Consider the following 24616-nt stretch of genomic DNA (forward strand, 5'->3'; position numbering starts at 1 on the left):
ACCCCGACCCGAACCCACCGATCCCAAGGACCGCCCCGCCCGCCTCACCGTGGGCGTCGTGGGCGCCGGCCGGGTGGGTCCCGCGCTCGCCGCCTCGCTGCAACTGGCCGGGCACCGCCCCGTGGCCGCCTCCGGGGTCTCCGACGCGTCCGTGCGCCGCGCCGCCGCCCTGCTGCCCGACGTGCCCCTCGTGACACCCGCCGAGGTCCTCGCACGGGCCGAGCTGGTGCTCCTCACCGTTCCGGACGACGCGCTGCCCGACCTCGTCCAGGGCTTCGCCGAGACCGGCGCCGTCCGCCCCGGCCAGCTGATCGTGCACACCTCGGGGCGCTACGGGGCCAAGGTCCTCGACCCGCTGCTGCGGGCCGGCGCCCTGCCGCTCGCCCTGCACCCCGCGATGACCTTCACCGGCACCGCCGTCGACGTGCAGCGCCTGGCCGGCTGCTCCTTCGGCGTCACCGCCCCCGAGGAGCTCCGGCTCGCCGCCGAGGCCCTCGTCATCGAGATGGGCGGCGAGCCCGAGTGGATCGCCGAGGAGATGCGCCCGCTCTACCACGCGGCCCTCGCCCTCGGGGCGAACCACCTGGTCACCCTGGTCGCCGAATCGATGGACCTGCTCCGCGACGCGGGCGTGAGCGCCCCCGACCGGATGCTCGGCCCGCTGCTCGGCGCCGCCCTCGACAACGCCCTGCGCTCCGGCGACGCCGCCCTCACCGGCCCCGTCGCGCGCGGCGACGCGGGCACCGTCGCCGCGCACGTCACCGAGCTGCGCAAGCACGCCCCGGGGACCGTCGCCGGCTATCTCGCGATGGCCCGCGCGACCGCCGACCGCGCCCTCGCGCACGGACTGCTGAAGCCGGAGCTCGCCGAGGACCTGCTGGGCGTCCTCGCGACCGGCGCGGAGGAGACCCGATGAGCACGACCCTGGTCCACGAAGGCGCGGACCTGCGCACCCGCACCCGTACCGGACCGCGCGTCGTCGTCATGACGATGGGCGCCCTGCACGAGGGCCACGCCACCTTGATCCGCACGGCACGCGAGCGCGCGGGCGAGGACGGCGAGGTCGTCGTCACCGTCTTCGTGAACCCGCTGCAGTTCGGCGCGGGCGAGGACCTCGACCGCTACCCGCGCACCCTGGAAGCCGACCTGAAGATCGCCGAACAGGCGGGCGCGGACCTCGTGTTCGCCCCGTCCGCCGACGAGGTCTACCCGGGCGGCGAGCCCCAGGTGCGGATCACCGCCGGCCCCATGGGCGAGCGCCTCGAAGGCGCCGTGCGGCCCGGCCACTTCGACGGCATGCTCACCGTCGTCGCCAAGCTGCTCCACCTCACGCGCGCGGACGTCGCCCTGTTCGGCCAGAAGGACGCCCAGCAGCTCGCCCTGATCCGCCGCATGGTCCGCGACCTGAACTTCGACGTCGAGATCGGCGCCGTGCCCACGGTCCGCGAGCCCGACGGCCTGGCCCTGTCCTCCCGCAACCGCTACCTGTCGCCCGACGAGCGCCGCAGCGCGCTCGCCCTGTCCCGCGCCCTGTTCGCGGGCCGCGACCGGCACGCCGCGCAGGAGGCGCTGCGCGCACGCGCCGCCGAGAGCCCCAGCACGCGCGCCCGCGCCCGCGCGCTCGACCGCCTCGGCGAGTCCCGCGCCGCCGCCGACGCGCACGCCGTCGCCTCCCCGGGCGGCCCCGCCGCCATCCTCGCCGCGGCCCGGCACGTCCTCGACGAGGCCGCCAGGGCGCGGCCCCCGGTCCAGCTCGACTACATCGCCCTCGTCGACCCGTCCGACTTCACGGACGTCGCCGACGGCTTCGAGGGCGAGGCCGTCCTCGCGCTCGCCGCCCGCGTGGGCACCACCCGGCTGATCGACAACCTGCCTCTGACGTTCGGAGCCCGCCCATGAACGCCTTCTCAGGAACCGGCATACGGCTGCACGCGCCCGCCCCGGGCTGGTCCGTGGACGCCGACGTCGTGGTCGTCGGCTCCGGCGTGGCCGGTCTGACCGCCGCGCTGCGCTGCGAGGCGGCGGGCCTGCGCACCGTCGTCGTCACCAAGGCCCGCCTCGACGACGGCTCCACCCGCTGGGCCCAGGGCGGCGTCGCGGCGGCCCTCGGCGACGGCGACACCCCCGAGCAGCACCTGGACGACACCCTCGTCGCGGGCGTGGGCCTGTGCGACGAGCGGGCGGTGCGCACCCTGGTCACCGAGGGCCCCGGCGCCGTACGCCGCCTCATCGCGACCGGCGCCCACTTCGACGAGACCGACGGCGAGCTCCAGCTGACCCGCGAGGGCGGCCATCACCGCCGCCGCATCGCCCACGCGGGCGGCGACGCGACGGGTGCCGAGATCTCCCGCGCGCTGGTCGACGCCGTCCGTACGCGCGGCATCCGCACGGTGGAGAACGCGCTGGTCCTGGACCTCCTCACCGACGCCGAGGGCCGCACGGCCGGCGTCACCCTGCACGTCATGGGCGAGGGCCAGCACGACGGCGTCGGCGCCGTCCTCGCCCCCGCCGTCGTCCTCGCGACCGGCGGCATGGGCCAGGTCTTCTCCGCGACGACCAACCCGCACGTGTCCACCGGCGACGGCGTCGCGCTCGCCCTGCGCGCGGGCGCCGAGGTCAGCGACCTGGAGTTCGTCCAGTTCCACCCGACCGTGCTCTTCCTCGGCAAGGGCGCCGAGGGCCAGCAGCCGCTCGTCTCCGAGGCCGTGCGCGGCGAGGGCGCGCACCTCGTCGACGGGGACGGCGTGCGCTTCATGGTGGGCCAGCACGAGCTCGCCGAGCTGGCGCCCCGCGACATCGTCGCCAAGGGCATCACGCGCCGCATGCAGGAGCAGGACACCGACCACATGTACCTGGACGCGCGGCACTTCGGCGCGGACATGTGGGAGCAGCGCTTCCCGACGATCCTGGCCGCCTGCCGCGCCCACGGCATCGACCCGGTCACCGAGCCGATCCCGATCGCCCCGGCCGCGCACTACGCCTCCGGCGGCGTCCGCACCGACCTGCACGGCCGCACCACCATCCCCGGCCTGTACGCGTGCGGCGAGGTCGCCTGCACCGGCGTCCACGGGGCGAACCGGCTGGCGTCCAACTCCCTCCTGGAGGGCCTGGTCTACGCCGAGCGGATCGCGGACGACATCCAGGAGCGGGCCGCCGCGGAGGGCCTCCACGCGCGCGTGCCGGTGCCCGTGCCGCAGCCCGCGACGCCGGAGCACCCGCTGATGCCGCCCGAGGCCCGGTTCACCATCCAGCGCGTGATGACGCAGGGCGCCGGAGTGCTGCGCTCCGCCGACTCGCTCGCCGAGGCCGCCGCCCAGCTCGGCCGGCTGCACGCGGAGGCGGCCAGCGCGCTCGCCGAGAACGGCAAGACGTCGGAGCCCGGCGTCGACACGTGGGAGGCCACCAACCTCCTGTGCGTGGCCCGCGTCCTGGTCGCCGCCGCCCGCCGCCGCGAGGAGACCCGCGGCTGCCACTGGCGCGAGGACCACGCGGACCGGGACGACACCAACTGGCGGCGCCACATCGTCGTACGCCTCAACCCGGACCGCACTCTGGCCACACACACCACTCAGACCGCAGACTTCCCCGCAACGGCAAACCCTCAGGAGCAGTGACCGACGTGAGCGCCACCCCCGACCTCCCCCTGGCGAACGCCTGTGGCGACAGCTGCGGCTGCGCGCACGAAGGCGCCGACGACGCGATGGAGTGCGGCCTCGACCCGTCGCTCGCCCAGCTCCTGGCCGACGCGGGCCTCGACCCCGTGGAGGTCGAGGACATCGCCCACATGGCGATCGCCGAGGACCTCGCCGGCGGCGTCGACGTCACCACCGTCGCCACCATCCCCGAAGACGCCGTCGCCACCGCCGACTTCACCGCCCGCGAGGACGGCGTCGTGGCCGGCCTGCGGATCGCCGAGGCCGTCATCTCCGTGGTCGCCACCGACGAGTTCGAGGTCGAGCGGCACGCCGAGGACGGCGACCGCGTCACCGCCGGACAGAAGCTCCTGTCGGTCACCACCCGCACCCGCGACCTGCTCACCGCCGAGCGCAGCGCGCTCAACATCGCGTGCCGCCTGTCGGGCATCGCCACCGCCACGCGCGCGTGGGCGGACGCCCTGGAGGGCACCCAGGCGAAGGTCCGCGACACCCGCAAGACGACGCCCGGCCTGCGCTCCCTGGAGAAGTACGCGGTCCGCATGGGCGGCGGCGTCAACCACCGCATGTCGCTGTCGGACGCGGCCCTGGTCAAGGACAACCACGTGGTCGCCGCCGGCGGCGTCTCGCAGGCCTTCCAGGCCGTTCGCGAGGCCTTCCCCGGTCTGGCCATCGAGGTCGAGGTCGACACCCTGCACCAGCTGCGCGAGGTCCTGGACGCGGGCGCCGACCTGATCCTCCTGGACAACTTCACGCCCCTGGAGACCGAGGAGGCCGTCGCGCTCACCGCGGGCCGTGCCCTCCTGGAGTCCTCGGGCCGCCTCACGCTGGAGAACGCGGCGGCGTACGCGCGCACCGGCGTCGACTTCCTCGCCGTCGGCGCCCTCACCCACTCCTCGCCGACCTTCGACATCGGCCTCGACCTGCGCGAAGCGAAGTGATCACGCCGCCATGCTGCTGACCATCGACGTGGGCAACACCCACACCGTCCTCGGCCTGTTCGACGGCGAGGAGATCGTCGAGCACTGGCGCATCTCCACGGACTCCCGCCGCACCGCCGACGAACTCGCCGTCCTGCTGCAGGGCCTGATGGGCATGCACCCGCTGCTCGGCGACGAACTCGGCGACGGCATCGACGGCATCGCCATCTGCTCGACCGTCCCCGCGGTCCTGCACGAACTGCGCGAGGTCACCCGCCGCTACTACGGCGACGTGCCCGCCATCCTCGTCGAGCCCGGCATCAAGACCGGCGTCCCGATCCTCATGGACAACCCCAAGGAGGTCGGCGCCGACCGCATCATCAACGCGGTCGCGGCCGTCGAGCTCTACGGCGGCCCCGCGATCGTCGTCGACTTCGGTACGGCGACGACCTTCGACGCGGTCTCCGCGCGCGGCGAGTACGCGGGCGGCGTCATCGCCCCCGGCATCGAGATCTCCGTCGAGGCCCTCGGCGTGCGCGGCGCCCAGCTCCGCAAGATCGAGCTGGCCCGGCCGCGCAGCGTCATCGGCAAGAACACGGTGGAGGCCATGCAGGCCGGGATCGTCTACGGTTTCGCGGGCCAGGTCGACGGCGTGGTGAACCGGATGGCGCGCGAACTGGCCGACGACCCGGACGACGTCACGGTCATCGCGACGGGCGGCCTCGCGCCCATGGTGCTCGGCGAGGCCTCGGCCATCGACGAGCACGAGCCGTGGCTGACCCTGATCGGCCTGCGCCTCGTCTACGAACGCAACGTCTCGCGCACCTGAGCCGCACCTGAGCCGCACCTCAGCGGCACCACAACTCCATCGGGGGACCGAACACGTGACCGTCATACGGAGCGCCGCCACCCGTGCGGCCACTCTGGCTCTGCTGCTCACGGCGGCGCTGTCCGGTGCCTCGGCGGTCCCGGCACGGGCCGCCGGGACGGCCGTCGAGCTGCACGTGCCGGAGCACGCGTACCTCACGCAGCGCGGCGTCGGCCCGAGCGGCGGCTACCGGATCTGGCTCGACCCGAGCCCCGGCGGCGGCCTCGCCACGCGCGCGGGCGTCGAGCTGAAGGTCGACGCCTCGGACCTGGCGGGCACCGCCCGGCTGCGCACCCGGCGCGAGTGCGGCGACCACACCTGGACGACGCGGCCGTTCACCTGCGACCTGGGCACCCTCACGCGCGGGAAGCGCAACTACCCCGACGCGCTCTACATCGAGGCGGCGCCGGGCGCCCGCGCGGGCGCCCACGGCACGATCCGCTACACGTTCAGCGCCCCCGGCAGCGCCGACGCCACCTTCGAGACGGAGGTGTGGATCGGCGGCGCCGACCTGCGCGAGCGCGTGGAGAAGCCGCGCCGGGGCCTCACCGCCGGGGGCGACTTCACGTTCACCCCGCGCGTGCGCAACGCGGGCAGCGTCCCGGCGCACGGCTTCGGCGTGGAGTTCAGCAGTCCGCGCCTGAACTTCCGCACGGAGTACAGCAATTGCTGGTACGCGAGCGCCCGCTCCGCCTACTGCTGGTTCGACCGGACGCTGGACCCGGGCCGCTCCTACGCGTTCACGTCCCCGATCACGGTCGGGGTGCCCGCCGAGACGGTCAACAGCTCGTTCCAGTACAACGCCTACCTGTCGGGCCTGACCGGCAACGGGGAGGATCCCGCCACCGCGTTCACCACGGACGCCGCCCCGGGCCTGAAGCGCGGCGAGGGGCCGGAACTGACGGTCCGCGCGGTCGCCGGCGGGGCGTCCGGCTACAACGACGAGTTCAGCCTGGGCGAGACCAAGGTCAGCACGACCCAGACGGCCGACCTGAAGGCCGGCGCGGGCGAGCTCGCGGGCCGCACCGGCACCACCGCCGACGCCACGTTCTCGCTGCGCAACGCGGGCCCCGGCCGCGTCCACGGCGCGTACCTGCGGATCACCCCGCCCGAGGGCACCTCGGTCGTGGAGCCGACCCCGCCGCCGGACCCCGACAACGAGCTCGAGTGGCAGTGGGAGTGCGCGCGCCGAAGCGGCGGCGCGTACACGTGCTCGCCGGATCACCCCCTGGAGCCCGGTGAGAAGTGGGAGACGACGCTGAAGTTCAAGCTCGACCGGCGGGTGCGCGACGCCGAGGGCCGCCTCGCCGTCGAGCAGGGCAGCACGCGCCCGGCGAAGGACCCGCACCCGGGCGACAACGCGGTGCCGATCGTCACCAAGATCACCGGCGGCCCTCTCGTGGAGCCCAGCAGGAAGCCCGTGGCCGAGGCGACGCGGGCCGCCTCCGACGGGGGCGGCCCCAGTGGGCCCGTGCTCGCGGCGGGCGCCGGCGCACTGGCGGTCGTGGCCGGGCTCGGCGCCCTGGGCCTACGACGGATCAAGGCGCGGCGCCGCCCGTGAGGGCCGTTCGCCGCGTTCCGTCCGCCGCGCCAGCGAACGGGAATTCATTAAATTTGTCTGATTAGACCGTATTGTCGCGGCATGCCCACGCCCTACGGAAACCGCGGCGGTATGGCGTTCGGTGCTGAAGAGCTGCGTGTGCTCCGACGCGCCCTCGCCCTCGCCCTCCATCCCACCCCCGCCTCGGACGAGGACGTCCGGGACTGCCTCCGGCTCGCCGAGTCCGTCGACGAGGCCGCGCGCGAGAGTGCCCGCCAGCGGGCCTTCCTGCTCGCGGACCTCGACCGCTACCGGGCCGCCCTCCCCGGGACCGTCACGGGCTATCTGAGCCTCCTGACGGACGCCCTGGCGGTCGGCCACAAGCCCGGCGCCGACGATCTCGCCGCCCTGCGTGCCCTGCGCGGCAACCCGAAGGCCGCGGCCCTGCTCGACCGCTGCCGCGTCCTCGCCGAACAGGGCGTACGGGACCGGCTCGCGGCCCGGCAGCGCCCGCGCGTCCCCGCCTCCCGCGCCCGGCTGCTCGCCCTCCCCGGCGGGCTCTCCGGCGCGGCGCAGGAACCCGCCAAGCCGAAGCCGGCCACCCCGCAGCGCCCGGTGCCGACCCCGGGCGAGGTCTTCCCGCCCAAGCGGCGCCCGGCCCAGCCCCCGGCCCCGTCGCAGCACCTCGTCGCGGGCTAGCTACCCTGGGGGCATGGACTACGTCTCCGCTCTCGTGCCCCCGGTAGTGATGGCCGTGTTCTTCATCGCGCTCATCACGGTGATCGTGAAGTCGCAGGGCGGCGACAAGAAGGCCAAGGAGGATTCCGCGGTCGACGCGATCCTCGGCCGCGTCGAGGTCACCCTCGGTGGCAAGGAGAGCAAGGGGTCGGGCGACTCCGACTGAGCGCAGCCCGACGGCTCCGCCTCCACGCAGCACGGCCCGACAGGGGCGCCCGGACGGGCGCCCCTTTCTCGTGGCACCCGTTCCGCCGTCATGTCCCAGGGTGTATTCCGGTCTTCTCCCACTATTGTGCTGTTCGTGCCGCGCCCCCTGGGAGAACTCGAAGACGCAGTGATGACACGGGTGTGGAAGTGGAACCGCCCGGTGACCGTGCGAGAAGTGCTGGAGGATCTCCAGCAGGAACGGTCGATCGCCTACACGACGGTCATGACCGTTCTGGACAATCTCCACCAGAAGGGCTGGGTGCGCCGCGAGGCGGAAGGCCGGGCCTATCGATATGAGGCCGTCTCCACCCGCGCCGCCTACTCGGCCGCCCTCATGAACGAGGCCTGGAGCCAGAGCGACAACCCCGCCGCGGCCCTCGTCGCCTTCTTCGGCATGATGTCGCCGGAGCAGCGGGAAGCGCTCAGGGACGCCATGCGCATCGTTCAGCCCGAAGTCCGCCCGGGACCCGGGGAAGCGGACGGCGAGCCCGGGCGATAGCGTCCGCTCATGGCACCAGAGCTCCCCGAAGTCGAGACCGGCGGCGAATCGGCCCCTAAAGCCATCACGGTACGCAGGGCCCGCACCGCCGATGTGCCGGCGGTGCGCCGACTGCTCGACGCCTACAGCCGCCAGGGGATCCTGCTCGACAAAGCCACCGTCACGCTTTACGAGGACATCCAGGAGTTCTGGGTCGCGGAACGGGACGACAACGCCGAGGTGGTCGGCTGCGGCGCGCTCCACATCATGTGGGAAGACCTCGCGGAAGTCCGCACCCTCGCGGTGAATCCTCAGGTCAAGGGCGCCGGTGTGGGGCACCAGGTACTGGAGAAGCTGCTGCAGACCGCGCGCTGGATCGGTGTTCGCCGCGTTTTCTGCCTCACCTTCGAAGTCGAGTTCTTCGCGAAGCACGGCTTCGTGGAGATCGGTGAGACTCCCGTAGATACCGTCGACACCGATGTCTACAGTGAGCTCCTGCGTTCCTATGACGAGGGCGTCGCGGAGTTCCTCGGTCTCGAACGAGTGAAACCGAACACCCTGGGCAACAGCCGGATGCTTCTGCATCTGTGATCATCGCTGTTCGGTATTCAGTGCAGCCGTACACGGCGCTTCGCTATGTCTGAATGTCCGTTACGCGCATGTTCCTCGCTGTGCTGGGCAGCGTATCCCGGCCAGGGGTTTGTGTTTTTCGGGCAAAAGCGGTTTGCTTTCCGACGTACTGCAGTAGTGCTTATCACAAGGGGACGGCGATACAGCGGCCGTGGTCGCAGGGGGGCCGCCCTTCAGATTTCGATGAAAGGAAATCCGGTGGCACAGAAGGTTCAGGTCCTTCTTGTCGATGACCTCGACGGCGGCGAGGCGGACGAGACCGTGACGTTCGCGCTCGACGGCAAGACCTACGAGATCGACCTCACCACCGCGAACGCGGACAAGCTCCGCGGTCTGCTCGACCCGTACCTCAAGGGTGGCCGCCGCACCGGGGGCCGTGCCGCGAGCGGTCGGGGCAAGGCCCGCGCCGCGTCGGGTGGCAACCAGGACACCGCGGCCATCCGCGCCTGGGCCAAGGAGAACGGCCACGAGGTCAACGACCGCGGCCGTGTCCCGCAGAAGGTCCGTGAGGCCTACGAGAAGGCCAACGGCTGAGCCGTCGGTCCCGACCGTGCACGACGCAGCCGGGCCCGGTGGCAGTGAGTCGCCGCCGTGTCCACGAGTCGTACGAGATCGGGGGCGCCCCCACCGCCCCCCACGACCGACCCGGCCGGACAGGCCGCCAACGTCGTCAGAGCCGGGAGTACCGGTTCCGCCTCGCGCCCGGGCTCGGGGGGCCGCACCCACACCGCGGCCTCCTGCGTGCCGGACCACTCCGGGGGCGTGGGCGCGGCCATGAAGCCGCCCGCCCCGACGGCCACGAGGTCCAGGGGCAGCGCCCCCCACTCCAGCCAGTCGAGCAGCCCCGGCAGTTCGTCCGCGGCGCCCGCCGCGACCAGCAGCTGCATGGTCTCCCCGCGCACGGCCACCGGCGAGCGGGGATCGAGCCGGCGCAGCATCGCGAACCCGGCGTCGGCCGGCACCTCCAGGACGTCGAACCGCAGCCCTGTGCGCAGCAGTACGCCTTCGGGCCCGGACACGGCGGCCCAGCCCAGCTCGTCCTCGTACCAGCGCCGCACCAGGTCCTGGCGGACCTGCATCGGGCGGCGCGGGATCGGGACCGTGGTGCGCGACGTGCTTCGCGACGTGCTGCGCGGCGAGGGAACCATGCCAGGAGAAACCGCGCGGAACCGTTTCGGGTTACGCGTCGTGCCGATCCGGACGCGGAGCGTGGTCATTCCGGGGCGCGCGAGGCGTGGCGAGTGGCGCAAGGGTGTTCGCCCGTAGCGGAGGGAACCGGCGCGCGCCGCATGGAGTGTCAGTCCCTGCGGGTAAGACATCCCTAGTGAGAGGGGCGACACGCACGGGTCGGGCGGCTCGCGTTCGCCATCGGCGTAGTGATGGTGAGGGTATCTGCCTGGCCTGCGGGAACATCGTCTCGCACCATCGGGTTGGAGCAGATGTCGGCGTTCGGGGCAGGAGGCCATGAACGGGTGTCGGCAGTTGGAATGAGCGGTCCCCGCTTGCGGGACTAAGCTGCGGAAGGACAGGGAGGGGACAGCCCCCTTACTGCCTGACCGCTCTGAGGAGCGATTAACGATGTTCGAGAGGTTCACCGACCGCGCGCGGCGGGTTGTCGTCCTGGCTCAGGAAGAAGCCCGGATGCTCAACCACAACTACATCGGCACCGAGCACATTCTCCTGGGCCTGATCCACGAGGGTGAGGGTGTCGCCGCTAAGGCCCTGGAGAGCCTCGGGATTTCGCTCGAGGCGGTCCGCCAGCAGGTGGAGGAGATCATCGGTCAGGGCCAGCAGGCCCCGTCCGGGCACATTCCCTTCACCCCCCGTGCCAAGAAGGTCCTGGAGCTGTCGCTCCGCGAGGCCCTTCAGCTGGGCCACAACTACATCGGCACGGAGCACATCCTGCTCGGCCTGATCCGTGAGGGCGAGGGCGTCGCTGCCCAGGTCCTGGTCAAGCTGGGCGCAGACCTCAACCGGGTGCGGCAGCAGGTCATCCAGCTGCTCTCCGGCTACCAGGGCAAGGAGACCGCCACCGCGGGCGGCCCTGCCGAGGGCACCCCCTCGACGTCCCTGGTCCTCGACCAGTTCGGCCGCAACCTGACGCAGGCCGCTCGTGAGTCCAAGCTCGACCCGGTCATCGGGCGCGAGAAGGAGATCGAGCGCGTGATGCAGGTCCTGTCGCGCCGCACCAAGAACAACCCGGTCCTGATCGGTGAGCCCGGCGTCGGCAAGACCGCCGTCGTCGAGGGCCTCGCGCAGGCCATCGTCAAGGGCGAGGTGCCCGAGACCCTCAAGGACAAGCACCTCTACACCCTCGACCTGGGCGCGCTGGTCGCCGGCTCCCGCTACCGCGGTGACTTCGAGGAGCGCCTGAAGAAGGTCCTCAAGGAGATCCGCACCCGCGGCGACATCATCCTGTTCATCGACGAGCTCCACACGCTGGTCGGTGCGGGTGCCGCCGAGGGCGCCATCGACGCCGCCTCGATCCTCAAGCCGATGCTGGCCCGCGGTGAGCTCCAGACCATCGGTGCCACCACGCTCGACGAGTACCGCAAGCACCTGGAGAAGGATGCCGCGCTCGAGCGCCGCTTCCAGCCCATCCAGGTCGCCGAGCCGTCGCTGCCGCACACCATCGAGATCCTCAAGGGTCTGCGCGACCGGTACGAGGCCCACCACCGCGTCTCCATCACGGACGAGGCCCTCGTCCAGGCCGCGACGCTGGCCGACCGGTACATCTCGGACCGCTTCCTGCCGGACAAGGCGATCGACCTGATCGACGAGGCCGGCTCCCGGATGCGCATCCGCCGGATGACCGCGCCGCCGGACCTCCGCGAGTTCGACGAGAAGATCGCGGACGTGCGTCGCGACAAGGAGTCCGCGATCGACTCGCAGGACTTCGAGAAGGCCGCCTCGCTGCGCGACAAGGAGAAGCAGCTCCTCGCCGCCAAGGCCAAGCGCGAGAAGGAGTGGAAGGCCGGCGACATGGACGTCGTCGCCGAGGTCGACGGCGATCTGATCGCCGAGGTCCTCGCGACCGCCACCGGCATCCCGGTCTTCAAGCTGACCGAGGAGGAGTCCTCGCGTCTGCTGCGCATGGAGGACGAGCTCCACAAGCGGGTCATCGGCCAGAAGGACGCCGTCAAGGCTCTCTCGAAGGCGATCCGCCGTACCCGCGCTGGTCTGAAGGACCCGAAGCGTCCGGGTGGCTCGTTCATCTTCGCCGGCCCGTCCGGCGTCGGTAAGACCGAGCTGTCCAAGGCGCTCGCCGAGTTCCTCTTCGGCGACGAGGACGCGCTGATCTCCCTCGACATGTCGGAGTTCAGCGAGAAGCACACCGTCTCGCGTCTCTTCGGTTCGCCTCCCGGCTACGTGGGCTACGAGGAGGGCGGCCAGCTCACCGAGAAGGTGCGCCGCAAGCCGTTCTCCGTCGTCCTCTTCGACGAGGTCGAGAAGGCCCACCCGGACATCTTCAACTCGCTGCTCCAGATCCTGGAGGACGGTCGCCTGACCGACTCCCAGGGCCGCGTCGTGGACTTCAAGAACACGGTCATCATCATGACGACCAACCTTGGAACCCGTGACATCTCCAAGGGCTTCAACCTGGGCTTCGCGGCCCAGGGCGACACGAAGACCAACTACGAGCGCATGAAGAACAAGGTCTCGGACGAGCTCAAGCAGCACTTCCGCCCCGAGTTCCTCAACCGCGTCGACGACGTGGTCGTCTTCCCGCAGCTCACTCAGGAGGACATCCTCGCGATCGTCGACCTGATGATCGGCAAGGTGGACGAGCGCCTCAAGGACCGGGACATGGGCATCGAGCTCTCCCAGTCCGCCAAGGAGCTCCTCTCCAAGAAGGGCTACGACCCGGTGCTGGGCGCGCGTCCGCTGCGTCGCACGATCCAGCGCGAGGTCGAGGACACCCTCTCGGAGAAGATCCTCTTCGGCGAGCTGCGCCCCGGCCACATCGTGGTCGTCGACACGGAGGGCGAGGGCGAGAACAAGACCTTCACCTTCCGCGGTGAGGAGAAGTCGGCGCTGCCCGACGTCCCGCCGATCGAGCAGGCGGCCGGCGGTGCCGGACCGAACCTGAGCAAGGAGGCGTAAGCCTCCGGCCTCGGCAGGCCATGACGTGAGGGGCCGGTGCTCTTGATGAGCACCGGCCCCTCACGCTTTTTCGTGCCGTACGCGCGTTACGAGAGCTGGCCGTCGTAGTCCGGGAGCTTGTACGTGCGCTCCGCGTGGCCGCCGGTCAGGTCCGTGGTGTTGTTGCCGACGTTCGCGATGATCGTGTAGCCCTTGGCCTCGATCGCGGCGCGCTGGGCCGTCTTGTAGTCGGCGACGTTCTTGAACAGGTCGACGAGGCCGCGGACGTACAGTCCGTCGACCTGGTAGCCGACGTGCTCGAGGTTGTAGTCCGTGACGCCTTTGATGATGCCGGGGCGCGCGGTGACGAAGAACAGGGCGACGTCGCGGTCCTGGGCGTACCGGGCGAGGTCGAGGACCGGCCGGTTCGGGGGCTGCGGGTAGCGGAAGCCGTAGTCCGTCTCCAGCGTGGTGTTGTCGATGTCGAAGACGATGGCCTGCTTCTCGCCGGGCCGGGCGCTCGCGATGCGCTGCTTCAGATAGGGCAGGGCCTGGTCGGCCACGGCCTGGCAGTCGCGCTGCCAGGTCGCGTAGTCGACGTCGCCGGTTGTGGTGGCGGTTGTGGTGGCGGTGGCCGTGGCGGTGCTGGTGGTGCCCGTGGTGCTCGTGGTGCTCGTGGAACCGGCGGGCGCGCTCGTCGCGGCCTCGGCGGGCACCGTCAGGGTCAGGACGGCGGCTGCCGAGGCGGCGGTGACGGCGGCGCGGCGCGCCCAGGGGCGGTTCTGGGGGGTCATGTGCGGGGGGTTCCTCTCACGTCCGGTCACGCTGGAGTTGTCGCGTGCATGCTTGTCGTCGAGGGTGGCGCGGGAGGAACCGTAGGGTTACCGGCCGGTAGTGTCCAGGGTTTGCGCACCGACAGTAGGGACACCGTGCCTGTCGGGCAGGGGAGTTGGGGGCGTCGCGAGGGTGTGGATCTGTAGCCCCGGTCACAACCAGGGGTCTCTCGATCTTGCGCCCCGGTGACATGCCGCACAGGCGTTTTGTCCGGTACTAGGTGGAATAGTGGACCGGGCGCCCTGGGGTGCCGCTGTTACGCGGCCGATGGGTTCTGGTGATTTGTCCGTTTTGGGGTTCGGGTGGGGGTGGGGCCCCCGCGAGGCCGTGCCGCACGGCCCCGAAGTGGGCGTAAACCCGTGATCGAGGGATAAATCCGGCAGAGGACGAATCAGGCGTGCGGGGCGTCAAGGGGTATACCGGCCGGGGCTCCGGTACGACCTTTCGTAGTAGATGAGGCTTTTGGGCGGAGCCGGGGAGTCGGGTTACCAAGGGATGGCCGACCCGGTGACACGAGGACGTGTGCCGGGTCCCTTCATGCCCGTCGGGCCCGTCCCGGGCCGGTGGGCGGCAGGACCCGAATGTCCCCGAAGCTCGAAGAGGTCTCCCGCATGTCGCAGCGCATCACGTCCCTCCGTCCCGGCACGTCGGTCTTCCGCAAGCGCGCCGCTGTCGTGGCCGCCGGTCTCGGAATGTCCGCCGTTCTGGGCAGCGGGGCCGCGCTCGCCGCCGGTGCCCCCCAGGCGGGCGGCGCCCCGGCGGCCACCACCGCCACCGTCGTCAAGGCGCAGGCCGCCGCTCAGGCGAAGGCCGCCTCCACCGCGAAGGCCAAGGCCGCCTCGGTGAAGCAGGCCGCCGCCAAGAAGGCCGCCTCCTGGATCGACCCGGTCAGCAAGTACACGCTCTCCGCCGGCTACGCCCAGGGCGGCAGCATGTGGTCCACCGGCAAGCACTCCGGCCAGGACTTCGCCGTGCCGATCGGCACCAACGTGAAGGCCGTCCACAGCGGCACCGTCGTCAAGACCGGCGGCAACGGCGCCGGTGACGGTCCGGCCTACGGCAACGCCATCGTGATCAAGCACTCCAACGGCACGTACTCCCAGTACGCGCACCTGTCCCGGATCGACGTCCGCCCCGGCCAGCACGTCTCCACGGGCCAGCACATCGCCCTGTCCGGCAACACCGGCAACTCCAGCGGCCCGCACCTGCACTTCGAGATCCGCACGACGCCGAACTACGGCTCGGCCGTGAACCCCGTCGCGTTCCTCAACAAGCAGGGCGTGCGCGTCTGATTCAGCCTCCGTGCTGGTGGGCCTGAACGATCAGGTCCGTGGCGACCTCGAGGACGGCCTTGCGCCGCTCCTCGGGGTCGCTCTCGTCGTCCTGGAGGACGAACATCCCGGCGTGCATCGAGAACAGCGCGCTGATGCAGCGCACCCGGTCCGTCAGGGTGGCGTCCTCGGGCGGCAGGTAGGCGATCAGCTCCTGCATCCGGCCCTTGAAGTTCTCGCCGATGCTCAGCTCGCGCATCGTCGCCTGGTTCTCGTGCATGAAGCGGAAGAGCGGGGCGGCCCCGACCAGCGCGAGGCTGTAACGGGTCAGGATCTCGCGCTTCGTCTCCAGGGACGGCGGCTGCTCCTTCGCCCATGCGATCAGGTCGTCGATCGGCGTCATCAGGTCCGTGAACAGGCTGACGACGATGTCTTCCTTGGTCTTGAAGTGGTAGTAGAGCGCCGCCTTCGTGACGCCGAGCCGCTCGGCGATCTCCCGCAGGGACGTCTTCTCGTACCCCTGCTCCGCGATGAGCTCCAAGGTCACGTCCTGAATGCGCTGGCGCGTGTTCCCGCGGCGCTGCGGCTTGCTGCTGCTGCCCGTGACCATGGCCCGGCTGCCTCTCTCGTCCCCCTGGCGTCCTCTTGGGAGAAAACTTACTTGACGCCCGGCTAGTAGTCGCTCTACTTTCCCCATTGTAAGCAACTAGCCGGGCGACAAGTAAGTCCCGGTCTCTAGTACGTCTCTCAGCGCGACCCGGGGGAGTGGGGATCATGGCCGAAGCAGCGATACGAGACCAGGAGCAGGTGAAGGAGCAGGCGAAACAGCCGCGCAGTGTGCGCGTCGTGCTCATGGCGCTGATGATCGCCATGCTGCTCGCCATGCTCGACAACATGATCGTCGGCACCGCGATGCCCACGATCGTCGGCGATCTCGGAGGCCTCGAGCACCTCTCCTGGGTGGTCACCGCCTACACGCTCGCCACCGCCGCCTCCACCCCGATCTGGGGCAAGCTCGGCGACATGTACGGCAGGAAGGGCGCCTTCCTGACCTCCATCGTGATCTTCCTGATCGGCTCCGCGGCCAGCGGCATGGCCCAGGACATGAGCCAGCTCATCGCCTTCCGCGCCGTCCAGGGCCTGGGCGCCGGCGGTCTGATGGTCGGCGTCATGGCGATCATCGGCGACCTCATCCCGCCCCGGGAACGCGGCAAGTACCAGGGCATGATGGCCGGCGTCATGGCGCTCGCCATGATCGGCGGACCGCTCGTCGGCGGCACCATCACCGACCACCTCGGCTGGCGCTGGGCCTTCTACATCAACCTGCCGATCGGCGCGGTCGCCCTCGTCATGATCACCGCGGTGCTGCACCTCCCGAAGAAGCGCTCCTCCGGAAAGATCGACTACCTGGGCGCGGCGCTCCTCACCCTCGGCATCACCTCGATCGTCCTCGTCACCACCTGGGGCGGCTCCGAGTACGCCTGGGGCTCCGCCGTGATCATGGAGCTCATCGGCATCGGCGTCGCCTCGCTCGTCGGCTTCGTCTTCTCGCAGACCAAGGCCGCCGAACCGATCATGCCGCTGCACATCTTCCGCAGCCGCAACTTCACGCTGATGTCCGTCATCGGCTTCATCACCGGCTTCGTGATGTTCGGCGCGGTGCTCTTCCTGCCGCTCTACCAGCAGTCCGTGCAGGGCGCGTCCGCGACCAACTCCGGGCTCCTGCTCCTGCCGATGCTGCTCTCGATGATGGTCGTCTCGCTGATCGCGGGCCGCGTCACCACGAACACCGGCAAGTACAAGCTCTTCCCCATCGCGGGCGGCGCGCTCATGATCGCCGGACTCTTCCTCCTCGCCCAGATGGACACGGAGACCTCCCGCTTCACCTCCGGGCTCTACATGGCGGTGCTCGGCGCCGGCATGGGCTGCCTCATGCAGATCACGATGCTCGTCGCGCAGAACAGCGTCGAGCTGAAGGACATGGGCGTCGCGTCCTCCTCCACCACGCTGTTCCGCACGCTCGGCTCCTCGTTCGGCGTCGCCGTCATGGGCGCGATCTTCAACGACCGGGTCAAGCACGTCATGGCGGAGCGGGCGGGGGCCCTCGGCGGGAAGGCGCTCGGCGCGGGTACGCAGCTCAACGCGGAGGGCATCGCGAAGCTGCCGGCGCCCGTGCGGGAGGCGTACCAGTTCGCGGTGTCGTCCGGTACGCACTCGGCGTTCCTGCTGGGGGCCGTGATCGCTGTGGGGGCGCTGGTGGCGGCGTTCTTTGTGCGGGAGGTGGCGCTGCGGGGGGCTGCGCCGGCGCCGCGGGACTGAGCTCGGGTCCATCCCTTTCGTCGCCGGGTGCGGGCCGGTGGGGGCTGGTCGCGCAGTTCCCCGCGCCCCTGAAATGCATGGCGCTTCGCGCCGCATTTCCCCGATAGGGCGCCGCCCCTATGGAGATTGCGCACGAAGTGCGCATCTCCAGGGGCGCGGGGAACTGCGCGAGAAGCCCCACCGGGCGGCACCCGGCGACGAGACCGGGCGGACCCCCTACGGGAGCCGGACGATCGGGAAGCTGCCCGTGTTCGTCGGGGCATGTTCCGGGAGCCAGAGCACGGCCACGGCTCCATCCGCCGGCGTCCCGGGCGGAGCCCCCGGCGCGCGGACGTTGCGGAACGTCAGGCGCGCCCCCAGGACCCGGGCCTGCCCGGCGGCGATGGTCAGGCCGAGCCCATGACCGTGCCCCGCACGATGGGCCGCCCCCGTACGGAAACGGCTCGGGCCCTCCTCCAGGAGGTCCTCGGGGAAGCCCGGCCCGTGGTCACGGACCCGGACCACCCGCCCCTCCACACTGACCTCGATCGGCGGCCGGGCGTGCTTCGCCGCGTTGGCCAGCAGATTGAACAGGATGCGCTCCAGCCGGCGCGGGTCCGTCGTCACCTCCGACTCGTGCACGACATCGACCCGTATGCCGTCCCCGCCCCGTGCCGCGACCCGCCGGCTGACGAACTCGCCGAGCGTGATGTCCTGCAACTCGGCCCGCTCCGCCGCACTGTCGAGCCGGGCCACCTCCAGCACGTCCTCCACGAGCGTGCGCATCGCCTGCGCCCGGTCCTTGACCAGCTCGCTGGGCCGCCCGGCCGGCAGCAGCTCGGCCGCCGTCAGCAGACCCGTGACCGGCGTGCGCAGCTCGTGCGCGATGTCCGCCGTGACCCGGCGCTCGGCCTCCAGACGCTGCTTGAGCGCGTCCGCCATCGCGTCCACGGCCTGCGCCAGATCATCGGTCTCGTCCCGGACGACCCCGCCGATCGCGTCCCGCACCCGGACATCCGCCCGGCCCTGCGCCACGTCCCGCGCGGCGCCCGCCGCCTTGCGTAGCCGGCGCGACATCTGACCGCCGATCAGCACCCCGAGCGCGCTGCCCCCGAACACGACACAGATCGCGCCGATGATCAGCGCCCGGTCCAGGTCCTTCATGACGTCGGTGCTGCGGTCGGTGAAACGGGAGTGCACGGAGAGGAGGTCGCCGTTGCCGAGCGGGACCGCGGCCCAGATGTCCGGGACTCCGCTGGCCGACTCGGAGACGTACGTGGCGCGGCGCCCCGACAGTGCCTTGAGCCGCAGCTCGCGCGGCAGCGACGGGTCGTTGACCTCGAAGCCGACCGGCAGATTCCCGCCGCGCGCCGCGTACTGCCGCTGCACGAACTGGATCCGCTCGTCCTGCACGTCCCGCGCGTTGTCCAGCATCGAGACGCGGGCCGCATTGTGCACCACCAGGCTCAGGGCCACCGCGACGAGCGCGCCGACCAGCGCGATCGCGACGCTGATCTTCCAGCGCACCCCGGTGTGCAGCCCCCGCCGCAGCCGCCGCGGCAGCAGCCCCCGCAACCGGGCGCCCAACGCCGTCCCCCTCATATGTGCTTCCTCATCAGCCGGGCCGGTCAGGCCTTGAGCTTGTAGCCGAAGCCGCGGACCGTCTCGATGCGGTCCTGGCCGATCTTCGTGCGCAGTCGCTGGACGTGGACGTCGACGACGCGGGTGTCACCACCCCAGCCGTAGTCCCACACCCGCTCCAGAAGCTTGTCGCGGGACAGCACCGTGCCGGGAGCGGAGGAGAACTCCAGCAGCAGCCGCATCTCGGTCGGCGTAAGGCCCACCGGCTTCCCGTCCCGGCGCACCTCCATGCCCTCCGTGTCGATCTCCAGATCGCCGAAGCGCAGCACGCCCCCGTCGGTCCCGGCAGGCTCGGCGGCCGCCCCCGCCGCGGCCGCGGACGGACCGCCCGCGTGCCCGAAGCGGCGCAGCACGGCCCGGATCCGGGCCACGAGCACGGCCCCGTCGAACGGCTTGGTCACGTAGTCGTCGGCGCCGGCCTCCAGACCGAGCACCACGTCGATCGAGTCGGCCCGCGCCGACAGCATGATCACCGGCACGGTCGACTCGTCGCGGATCCGCCGGCACAGCGAGACCCCGTCGAGGCCCGGCACCATGACGTCGAGCAGCGCGATGTCCGGCCGGTTCGTACGGAACGCCTCCAGGCCCGACAGCCCGTCCGGCATGGCCGTGACCACGAAGCCGTCCCGCTCCAGGGCGAGCTGGGTGGCCTCGCGGATCACGTCGTCGTCCTCGACGAACAGCACGTGGGTCTGCTCACCCTTGCGCTCGCCCATGTGGTCTCCCATCCTCGGCCGTGCTCAGCCGGCGTCGTCCGTGGCGGCCGGAGCGGGGGATTCCCCGCCCACCGCGTGGCTGTAGTCGTTGTGAATACGCCCCTGCTGGGCGAAGCGGTCCCCGTCCCACCGGTACGTGACGACCTCTTCGCCGGAGGGAGAGGCGACCGAGTCACCCTTCTCGTACACCTGCTTGGTGACCACGAGATCACCCCGGTCGATCTCCGCGTAGACCGGGGGCTCCTCGGCCTGGAACACGTTCCGATACGTGCCGTCCTCGTCGCGGTACACGTACGTGCCGATCCCGACCGCGTCACCGCAGGTCATCACATTCACCACGACATCGTTCGCGGGCCCGCCGGTCAGCGTCCCGTAACTCACGTCGACGGGGTACTCGTCGGCCACACAGGGCTTCAGATCGCGCTTGATGTCGGCGCTGACCTTCGGATCGTCCTTCACCAGCCGCACCGCGTCCACCGCCTTCGGCGTCGCGGAGGCGACGGGGCTGGCGGCCGGGGACGGCACGGCCGAGGCGACCGGCGCGGTCCTGGCGGGTCCCTCGTCCCGGGCGCCCGTGCCACCGGCCGAACACCCGACCAGCAGAGCGGCCAAAAACCCGAGGGCGGCGAACCCGGCGACCACCGGACTCCCCGCCTTCAGTACTTCGACGCTCCGAGAGGCACGTATGCCTAGGCCGCGCAACGCTCCCGCTCCTCCCGTTCGAGCGCGCGGGCGTCCAGGTCACGGCTCTCCAGCTCCTCGCGGAGCCGGGCGAGCGCCCGGTGCAGCGTGCTCTTCACGGTTCCGGCCGACATGCCGAGCGCGGCGGCCGTCTCCTCTGTGGACATCTGCTCCCAGTGTCGCAGCACCACGACACTGCGCTGCTTCGGAGCCAGCACCTTCATGACGTCCATCAGCAGGGCGCGGTCGGCGTGCTGCTCCGTCGAGTCGTCCACGACCGACTCGGGCAGCTGCTCGGTCGGCACCTCTTCGAGCTTGCGCGCCCGCCACCACTCGGTCCGCGTGTTGATCATGACACGGCGCAGGTAGGCGTCGGCCAGCCGCTTGTCGGCTATGCCGTCCCACCGCCCGAACGTCCGCACGAGCGCGGTCTGCAGCAGGTCCTGGGCGTCGACCGGGTCCGGCACCAGGCGCCGGGCGCTGCGCAGCAGAGCGTCCTGCCGCGTCCTGACGTACTCCTCGAACTCGAGCACCTCACCGCCGTGCGACATGAGCAACCGCCTCCCGATTCCTGCCCGTTCCCCGTGGTCCGCACCGGTCGGGTGCGGTCTCGGTGAAGAAGCTACGGAGGCGTTGTCACGGCGTTGTCCGTTCCAGCCTTCGACAAACGCACGGCTGCCCGTCGGTTGTGTAACGGACCCGGAATCAGCTCGCGGGAAGCCGGTACAGACCGCCCGCGAGCGGCTCGACGAGCCCGTCGTCGACCAGCCCGTCCAGCGCCCGCGCCCGCTGCACCGGCTCGTCCCAGACCCGGTCGAGCGCGGCCTGCGGCACCGGCCCGGTGGCGTCCCGGAGCACGGCCAGCAGCTTGCCCCGCACCTGACGGTCCGTCCCCGCGTACGTCTGGCCGCGCCGCGGCGGGCCCTCGTGCGCGGGCTTCCCGGCGAGCCGCCACGCGCACATCGCGGCGATCGGGCACCGGTGGCACTCCTCGCTCTTCGCCGTGCACACCAGCGCGCCCAGCTCCATCGAGGCGGCGGCCCAGCTCGCGGCGGTCGCGTCCTGCTCCGGCAGCAGCGCCCGGGCGAGCTTGCGCTCGGCGGCCGTCGTGGCGTTCGGCGGGTACTGGACGCCGGTCACGGCGCGCGCGAAGACCCGCCGCACGTTCGTGTCCAGGACGGCGTGGCGCTGCCCGTACGCGAACGAGGCGACGGCGGCGGCCGTGTACTCGCCGATGCCCGGCAGGGCGAGCAGCTGGGCGTGCCCGGTGGGTACGTCCCCGCCGTGGCGCTCCGTTATGGCCACGGCCGCGCCGTGCAGGCGCAGGGCGCGGCGCGGATAGCCGAGCCGTCCCCACGCGCGGACGGCCTCGCCGGGTGCCTCCTTGGCGAGATCGGCCGGCCGCGGCCAGCGGGTGAGCCACTGCTCGTACACGGGCAGCACGCGGTTCACCGGGGTCTGCTGGAGCATGAACTCGCTGACCATCACGCCCCACGGGCCGGCGGTGGAGCGGCGCCAGGGCAGGTCACGGGCGTGTTCGGTGAACCAGTCGATGACCGGTCCGTGCAGGTCTGAGCGATCGCTGGGGGTCTTCGTGGGCGCAGTCATGGCACTCCCGATCCTGCCACGCCCGCCCCGCCCGACCCCCCGCCTCCCCGCACCCACGCCGCCCCGACCGCCCATTTGCCGCCCGCCACCCCACCGCGGATCCCCCGCACGGGTAGGGGCACCCTGTCGATCGGCAGGGGCGAGAGAGGCGGGAGGGCTTGTAGGTTCGGCTGGATGAACAGACGGGGTATCGCGCCGTTCGGGATGTGGGCAGCGCTCGGCGTCCCCGTACTGGCCACCGCATGGCTGCACCTGGAAGAACCCGCACCGCTCTGGCGGCCCGCCGCCGGTCTGGCCGTCCTCGCCGCCGCCACCGTCCTGCACCGCCGCCACCGTCCCGCCACGGCCTTCGGCCTGGCCGCCGCCCCCGGCCTGGCCATCGCCCCGTCCCTGTTCACGCTCTCGTACAGCGTCGCCCTCGTCGTCCTCGCGTACCTGATGGGCCTGCGCGCCTCCGCGACCCGCCCCGCCCTGCTCACGTTCGCCGCGCTCGCAGCGGCCGGCACCGCGAAGATCGCCGTCCGCCAGGTCGACCCCGTGGCGGAGTGGCTCGTGCTCATGGGCACGCTGTTGTTCGGCGCCGTGTTCCCCTGGCTCGCCGGCCGCCACCGCCGCCAGAGCCGCGAACTGGCCGCAGCCGGCTGGGCCCGTGCCGAGCAGCTGGAACGGGAGCACCAGATCGTCGCGGACCGCGCCCGGCTGCGCGAACGGGCCCGGATCGCCCAGGACATGCACGACTCCCTTGGCCACGAACTGAGCCTGATCGCCCTGCGCGCGGGCGCCCTCCAGGTGGCCAAGGACCTGCCGGAACCTCACCGCGGGGCCGCCGCCGAACTCCGGGCCGCGGCCTCCGACGCCACCGACCGCCTGCACGGCATCATCGGCCTGCTCCGCGAGGAGGACGACGAACCGGCCCCCCTGGCCCCACCCGGCGAGACGGTGGCCGAACTGGTGGAACGCGCCGCGGACTCCGGCCTCCCGGTCCACCTCCTCGGCACCCCGCCCCCGGAGGACCGCACGGCGTACCGCGTCGTCCAGGAGTGCCTGACGAACGCGGCGAAGCACGCGCCGGGCGCCGAGGTGATGGTGGAGACGACCCAGACATCGAACAACCTGACGATCACGGTGACGACCACCGAACCCCCTGCCCGAGCCTCCCGAGGAACCACAGAAACAGGCACACAAGCAGGCTCAGGAACGGGAACAGGAACGGGCCTTCAGGCCCTCCGCACCCGCGTCACAGACCTGGGCGGCACCTTCGAAGCGGGCCCGCACGAGCAGGGCTTCCGGGTGAGAGCAACCCTGCCGCCCACCCGGAACCACCCCGCCCCGACCACCCCTCACCCCCGCACACCGACCACCCCACCGGGAACGGCCCGCGCCTTCATCGCGGCGGCCGTCGCGGGAACCGTCCTGACGGCCGGCGCGTTCACCTGGTACGCCTACCGGACCACCCACGCCGTACTGACCCCCCGGGCCTACGCCACCCTCCCCCTGGGCACCCCGAAGGCCGAGGCGGAGGAGGCGCTACCCGCCCTCACGATCAGCGACCCGCCGGTGGACCGCGCCCCCACCCCGCCCCCGTCGGACGCGGACTGCCGGTACTACCGGGCGAGTGGCGAGCTCTTCGTGAGCGTGGACCACTTCAGGCTGTGTTTCGCGGCGAAGGCACCGCACGCCCTCATCGACAAGACCCTGATCCCGAGGACGGGCCAGTGAAGCAGAAACAAGAACAGGAACAGAAGCAGGAAGAGAAGCAGAGCCGGAAGATCAGAGTCCTCCTCGCCGACGACGAGGCGATGATCAGAGCGGGCGTGGCCGCGATCCTGGCGTCCGGCGACGACTTCGAGGTGGTCGCGGAGGCGGCGGACGGCCGCGAGGCGGTGACGCTGGCCCAGGCGCACCGCCCGGACGTGGCTCTCCTCGACATCAGGATGCCCCGCCTGGACGGTCTGACGGCCGCGGAGCAGATCGTGGCGGCGGCCCCCGGCACGGCCGTGGCGATGCTGACGACGTTCTCGGAGGACGCGTACGTGACCCGCGCCCTGGCCGGCGGCGCCACCGGCTTCCTGCTCAAGTCGGGTGACCCGCACGAACTGATGGCGGGCGTGCGGGCGGTGGCGGGCGGCGCCGCGTTCCTGTCGCCGCGCGTGGCCCGGCACGTGATCGACGGCCTGGGGCGCGGCGGCCGGCTGACCCGGGAGGCCGCGGCCCGCGACCGCGTTGCCGCGCTGACCCCGCGCGAGCGCGAGGTCCTCGGCCTGGTCGGAGCCGGCCTGTCGAACCCGGAGATCGCCGCGCGCCTCCATCTGGTGGAGGGCACTGTCAAGGCGTACGTGAGCGCGGTCCTGGACCGACTGGGTGTCAGAAATCGGGTGCAGGCCGCGATCGTGGCGTACGAGGCGGGGCTGCTGCACTGACAGTGCCGCCCGCCCCGCACCCGGATTCCG

At 71.7% G+C, this 24616-nt stretch carries 24 protein-coding genes; 16 read left to right on the forward strand and 8 right to left on the reverse strand.

The window, feature by feature from the left end:
• The first annotated feature begins 49 nt into the window (after positions 1-49).
• The 11 genes from ACZ4E1_RS12530 to ACZ4E1_RS12580 all read left to right on the forward strand — a co-directional run bounded on the left by ACZ4E1_RS12530 (position 50) and on the right by ACZ4E1_RS12580 (position 9568).
• Entirely contained in the window at positions 50-916 is an 867-nt protein-coding gene (locus ACZ4E1_RS12530) for a Rossmann-like and DUF2520 domain-containing protein (protein ID WP_467538563.1), read from the forward strand.
• Positions 913-1899, forward strand: a complete 987-nt coding sequence (gene panC, locus ACZ4E1_RS12535) for a pantoate--beta-alanine ligase (protein ID WP_467538468.1) — start codon at positions 913-915, stop codon at positions 1897-1899. The genes ACZ4E1_RS12530 and panC overlap by 4 nt, the downstream gene beginning before the upstream one ends.
• Positions 1896-3614, forward strand: a complete 1719-nt coding sequence (locus tag ACZ4E1_RS12540; protein WP_467538471.1) for an L-aspartate oxidase — start codon at positions 1896-1898, stop codon at positions 3612-3614. The genes panC and ACZ4E1_RS12540 overlap by 4 nt, the downstream gene beginning before the upstream one ends.
• The gene (nadC, locus tag ACZ4E1_RS12545) at positions 3611-4594 is read left to right on the forward strand and encodes a carboxylating nicotinate-nucleotide diphosphorylase (RefSeq protein ID WP_467538475.1); all 984 of its coding nucleotides are present in this window, start codon (positions 3611-3613) and stop codon (positions 4592-4594) included. Before ACZ4E1_RS12540 ends, nadC begins: the two co-directional genes overlap by 4 nt.
• Before the next feature lie 10 nt (positions 4595-4604).
• Entirely contained in the window at positions 4605-5402 is a 798-nt protein-coding gene (locus ACZ4E1_RS12550; protein WP_467538477.1) for a type III pantothenate kinase, read from the forward strand.
• 55 nt (positions 5403-5457) lie between these two features.
• Entirely contained in the window at positions 5458-7002 is a 1545-nt protein-coding gene (locus ACZ4E1_RS12555) for a hypothetical protein (protein ID WP_467538479.1), read from the forward strand.
• 81 nt (positions 7003-7083) lie between these two features.
• Complete coding sequence (locus ACZ4E1_RS12560; protein ID WP_467538482.1) at positions 7084-7680, forward strand: hypothetical protein; 597 nt, start codon at positions 7084-7086, stop codon at positions 7678-7680.
• Between the two features lie 13 nt (positions 7681-7693).
• Positions 7694-7885, forward strand: coding sequence for a hypothetical protein (locus ACZ4E1_RS12565; protein ID WP_399124780.1), 192 nt, complete (start codon positions 7694-7696; stop codon positions 7883-7885).
• 135 nt (positions 7886-8020) lie between these two features.
• Entirely contained in the window at positions 8021-8425 is a 405-nt protein-coding gene (locus ACZ4E1_RS12570; RefSeq protein WP_188341489.1) for a BlaI/MecI/CopY family transcriptional regulator, read from the forward strand.
• 9 nt (positions 8426-8434) lie between these two features.
• The gene (locus ACZ4E1_RS12575; RefSeq protein WP_188338294.1) at positions 8435-8995 is read left to right on the forward strand and encodes an amino-acid N-acetyltransferase; all 561 of its coding nucleotides are present in this window, start codon (positions 8435-8437) and stop codon (positions 8993-8995) included.
• Between the two features lie 237 nt (positions 8996-9232).
• Positions 9233-9568 carry a histone-like nucleoid-structuring protein Lsr2 gene (locus tag ACZ4E1_RS12580; protein WP_188338295.1) on the forward strand — a complete coding sequence of 112 codons (336 nt, stop codon included), beginning with the start codon at positions 9233-9235 and terminating at the stop codon, positions 9566-9568.
• Here the strand turns inward: ACZ4E1_RS12580 and ACZ4E1_RS12585 are convergent.
• Complete coding sequence (locus ACZ4E1_RS12585) at positions 9547-10182, reverse strand: SCO3374 family protein (RefSeq protein WP_467538485.1); 636 nt, start codon at positions 10180-10182, stop codon at positions 9547-9549. The genes ACZ4E1_RS12580 and ACZ4E1_RS12585 overlap by 22 nt on opposite strands.
• A gap of 430 nt (positions 10183-10612) precedes the next feature.
• Here ACZ4E1_RS12585 and ACZ4E1_RS12590 point away from each other — a divergent pair, with 430 nt between their 5' ends.
• Positions 10613-13138 (forward strand): ATP-dependent Clp protease ATP-binding subunit, encoded by a 2526-nt coding sequence (locus ACZ4E1_RS12590; RefSeq protein WP_467538487.1) that lies wholly within the window; start codon positions 10613-10615, stop codon positions 13136-13138.
• A gap of 86 nt (positions 13139-13224) precedes the next feature.
• Here the strand turns inward: ACZ4E1_RS12590 and ACZ4E1_RS12595 are convergent, their stop codons facing one another.
• Positions 13225-13911 (reverse strand): HAD family acid phosphatase, encoded by a 687-nt coding sequence (locus ACZ4E1_RS12595; protein ID WP_467538489.1) that lies wholly within the window; start codon positions 13909-13911, stop codon positions 13225-13227.
• Between the two features lie 651 nt (positions 13912-14562).
• Here ACZ4E1_RS12595 and ACZ4E1_RS12600 point away from each other — a divergent pair.
• Positions 14563-15243 carry a M23 family metallopeptidase gene (locus tag ACZ4E1_RS12600; RefSeq protein ID WP_467538565.1) on the forward strand — a complete coding sequence of 227 codons (681 nt, stop codon included), beginning with the start codon at positions 14563-14565 and terminating at the stop codon, positions 15241-15243.
• Position 15244: 1 nt separating this feature from the next.
• Here ACZ4E1_RS12600 and ACZ4E1_RS12605 read toward each other — a convergent pair whose 3' ends face one another.
• Positions 15245-15832 (reverse strand): TetR/AcrR family transcriptional regulator, encoded by a 588-nt coding sequence (locus tag ACZ4E1_RS12605; protein ID WP_467538492.1) that lies wholly within the window; start codon positions 15830-15832, stop codon positions 15245-15247.
• A 164-nt stretch (positions 15833-15996) separates the two neighbouring features.
• On the opposite strand from ACZ4E1_RS12605, the gene ACZ4E1_RS12610 reads away from it, so the two are divergent.
• Entirely contained in the window at positions 15997-17541 is a 1545-nt protein-coding gene (locus tag ACZ4E1_RS12610) for an MDR family MFS transporter (protein ID WP_467538494.1), read from the forward strand.
• A 216-nt stretch (positions 17542-17757) separates the two neighbouring features.
• Here the strand turns inward: ACZ4E1_RS12610 and cseC are convergent, their stop codons facing one another.
• The 5 genes from cseC to ACZ4E1_RS12635 form a co-directional block, all read right to left on the reverse strand.
• Positions 17758-19122, reverse strand: a complete 1365-nt coding sequence (cseC, locus tag ACZ4E1_RS12615; RefSeq protein WP_467538497.1) for a two-component system sensor histidine kinase CseC — start codon at positions 19120-19122, stop codon at positions 17758-17760.
• Positions 19123-19148: 26 nt separating this feature from the next.
• Positions 19149-19877, reverse strand: coding sequence for a two-component system response regulator CseB (gene cseB, locus ACZ4E1_RS12620; RefSeq protein WP_467538500.1), 729 nt, complete (start codon positions 19875-19877; stop codon positions 19149-19151).
• A gap of 24 nt (positions 19878-19901) precedes the next feature.
• On the reverse strand, positions 19902-20579 hold the full coding sequence (locus ACZ4E1_RS12625; RefSeq protein ID WP_467538502.1) for a hypothetical protein: 678 nt from the start codon (positions 20577-20579) through the stop codon (positions 19902-19904).
• Positions 20567-21109 (reverse strand): SigE family RNA polymerase sigma factor, encoded by a 543-nt coding sequence (locus ACZ4E1_RS12630; RefSeq protein ID WP_467538504.1) that lies wholly within the window; start codon positions 21107-21109, stop codon positions 20567-20569. The genes ACZ4E1_RS12625 and ACZ4E1_RS12630 overlap by 13 nt, the downstream gene beginning before the upstream one ends.
• Before the next feature lie 154 nt (positions 21110-21263).
• Positions 21264-22166: an HhH-GPD family protein gene (locus ACZ4E1_RS12635; RefSeq protein ID WP_467538507.1), complete on the reverse strand. Its 903-nt coding sequence runs from the start codon at positions 22164-22166 to the stop codon at positions 21264-21266.
• Positions 22167-22340: 174 nt separating this feature from the next.
• On the opposite strand from ACZ4E1_RS12635, the gene ACZ4E1_RS12640 reads away from it, so the two are divergent.
• Positions 22341-23885, forward strand: a complete 1545-nt coding sequence (locus ACZ4E1_RS12640; protein ID WP_467538509.1) for a sensor histidine kinase — start codon at positions 22341-22343, stop codon at positions 23883-23885.
• 80 nt (positions 23886-23965) lie between these two features.
• Positions 23966-24586 carry a response regulator gene (locus ACZ4E1_RS12645; protein ID WP_467538567.1) on the forward strand — a complete coding sequence of 207 codons (621 nt, stop codon included), beginning with the start codon at positions 23966-23968 and terminating at the stop codon, positions 24584-24586.
• Positions 24587-24616 lie beyond the last annotated feature (30 nt).

It is taken from the genome of Streptomyces sp. NPDC025806, from assembly GCF_055558275.1.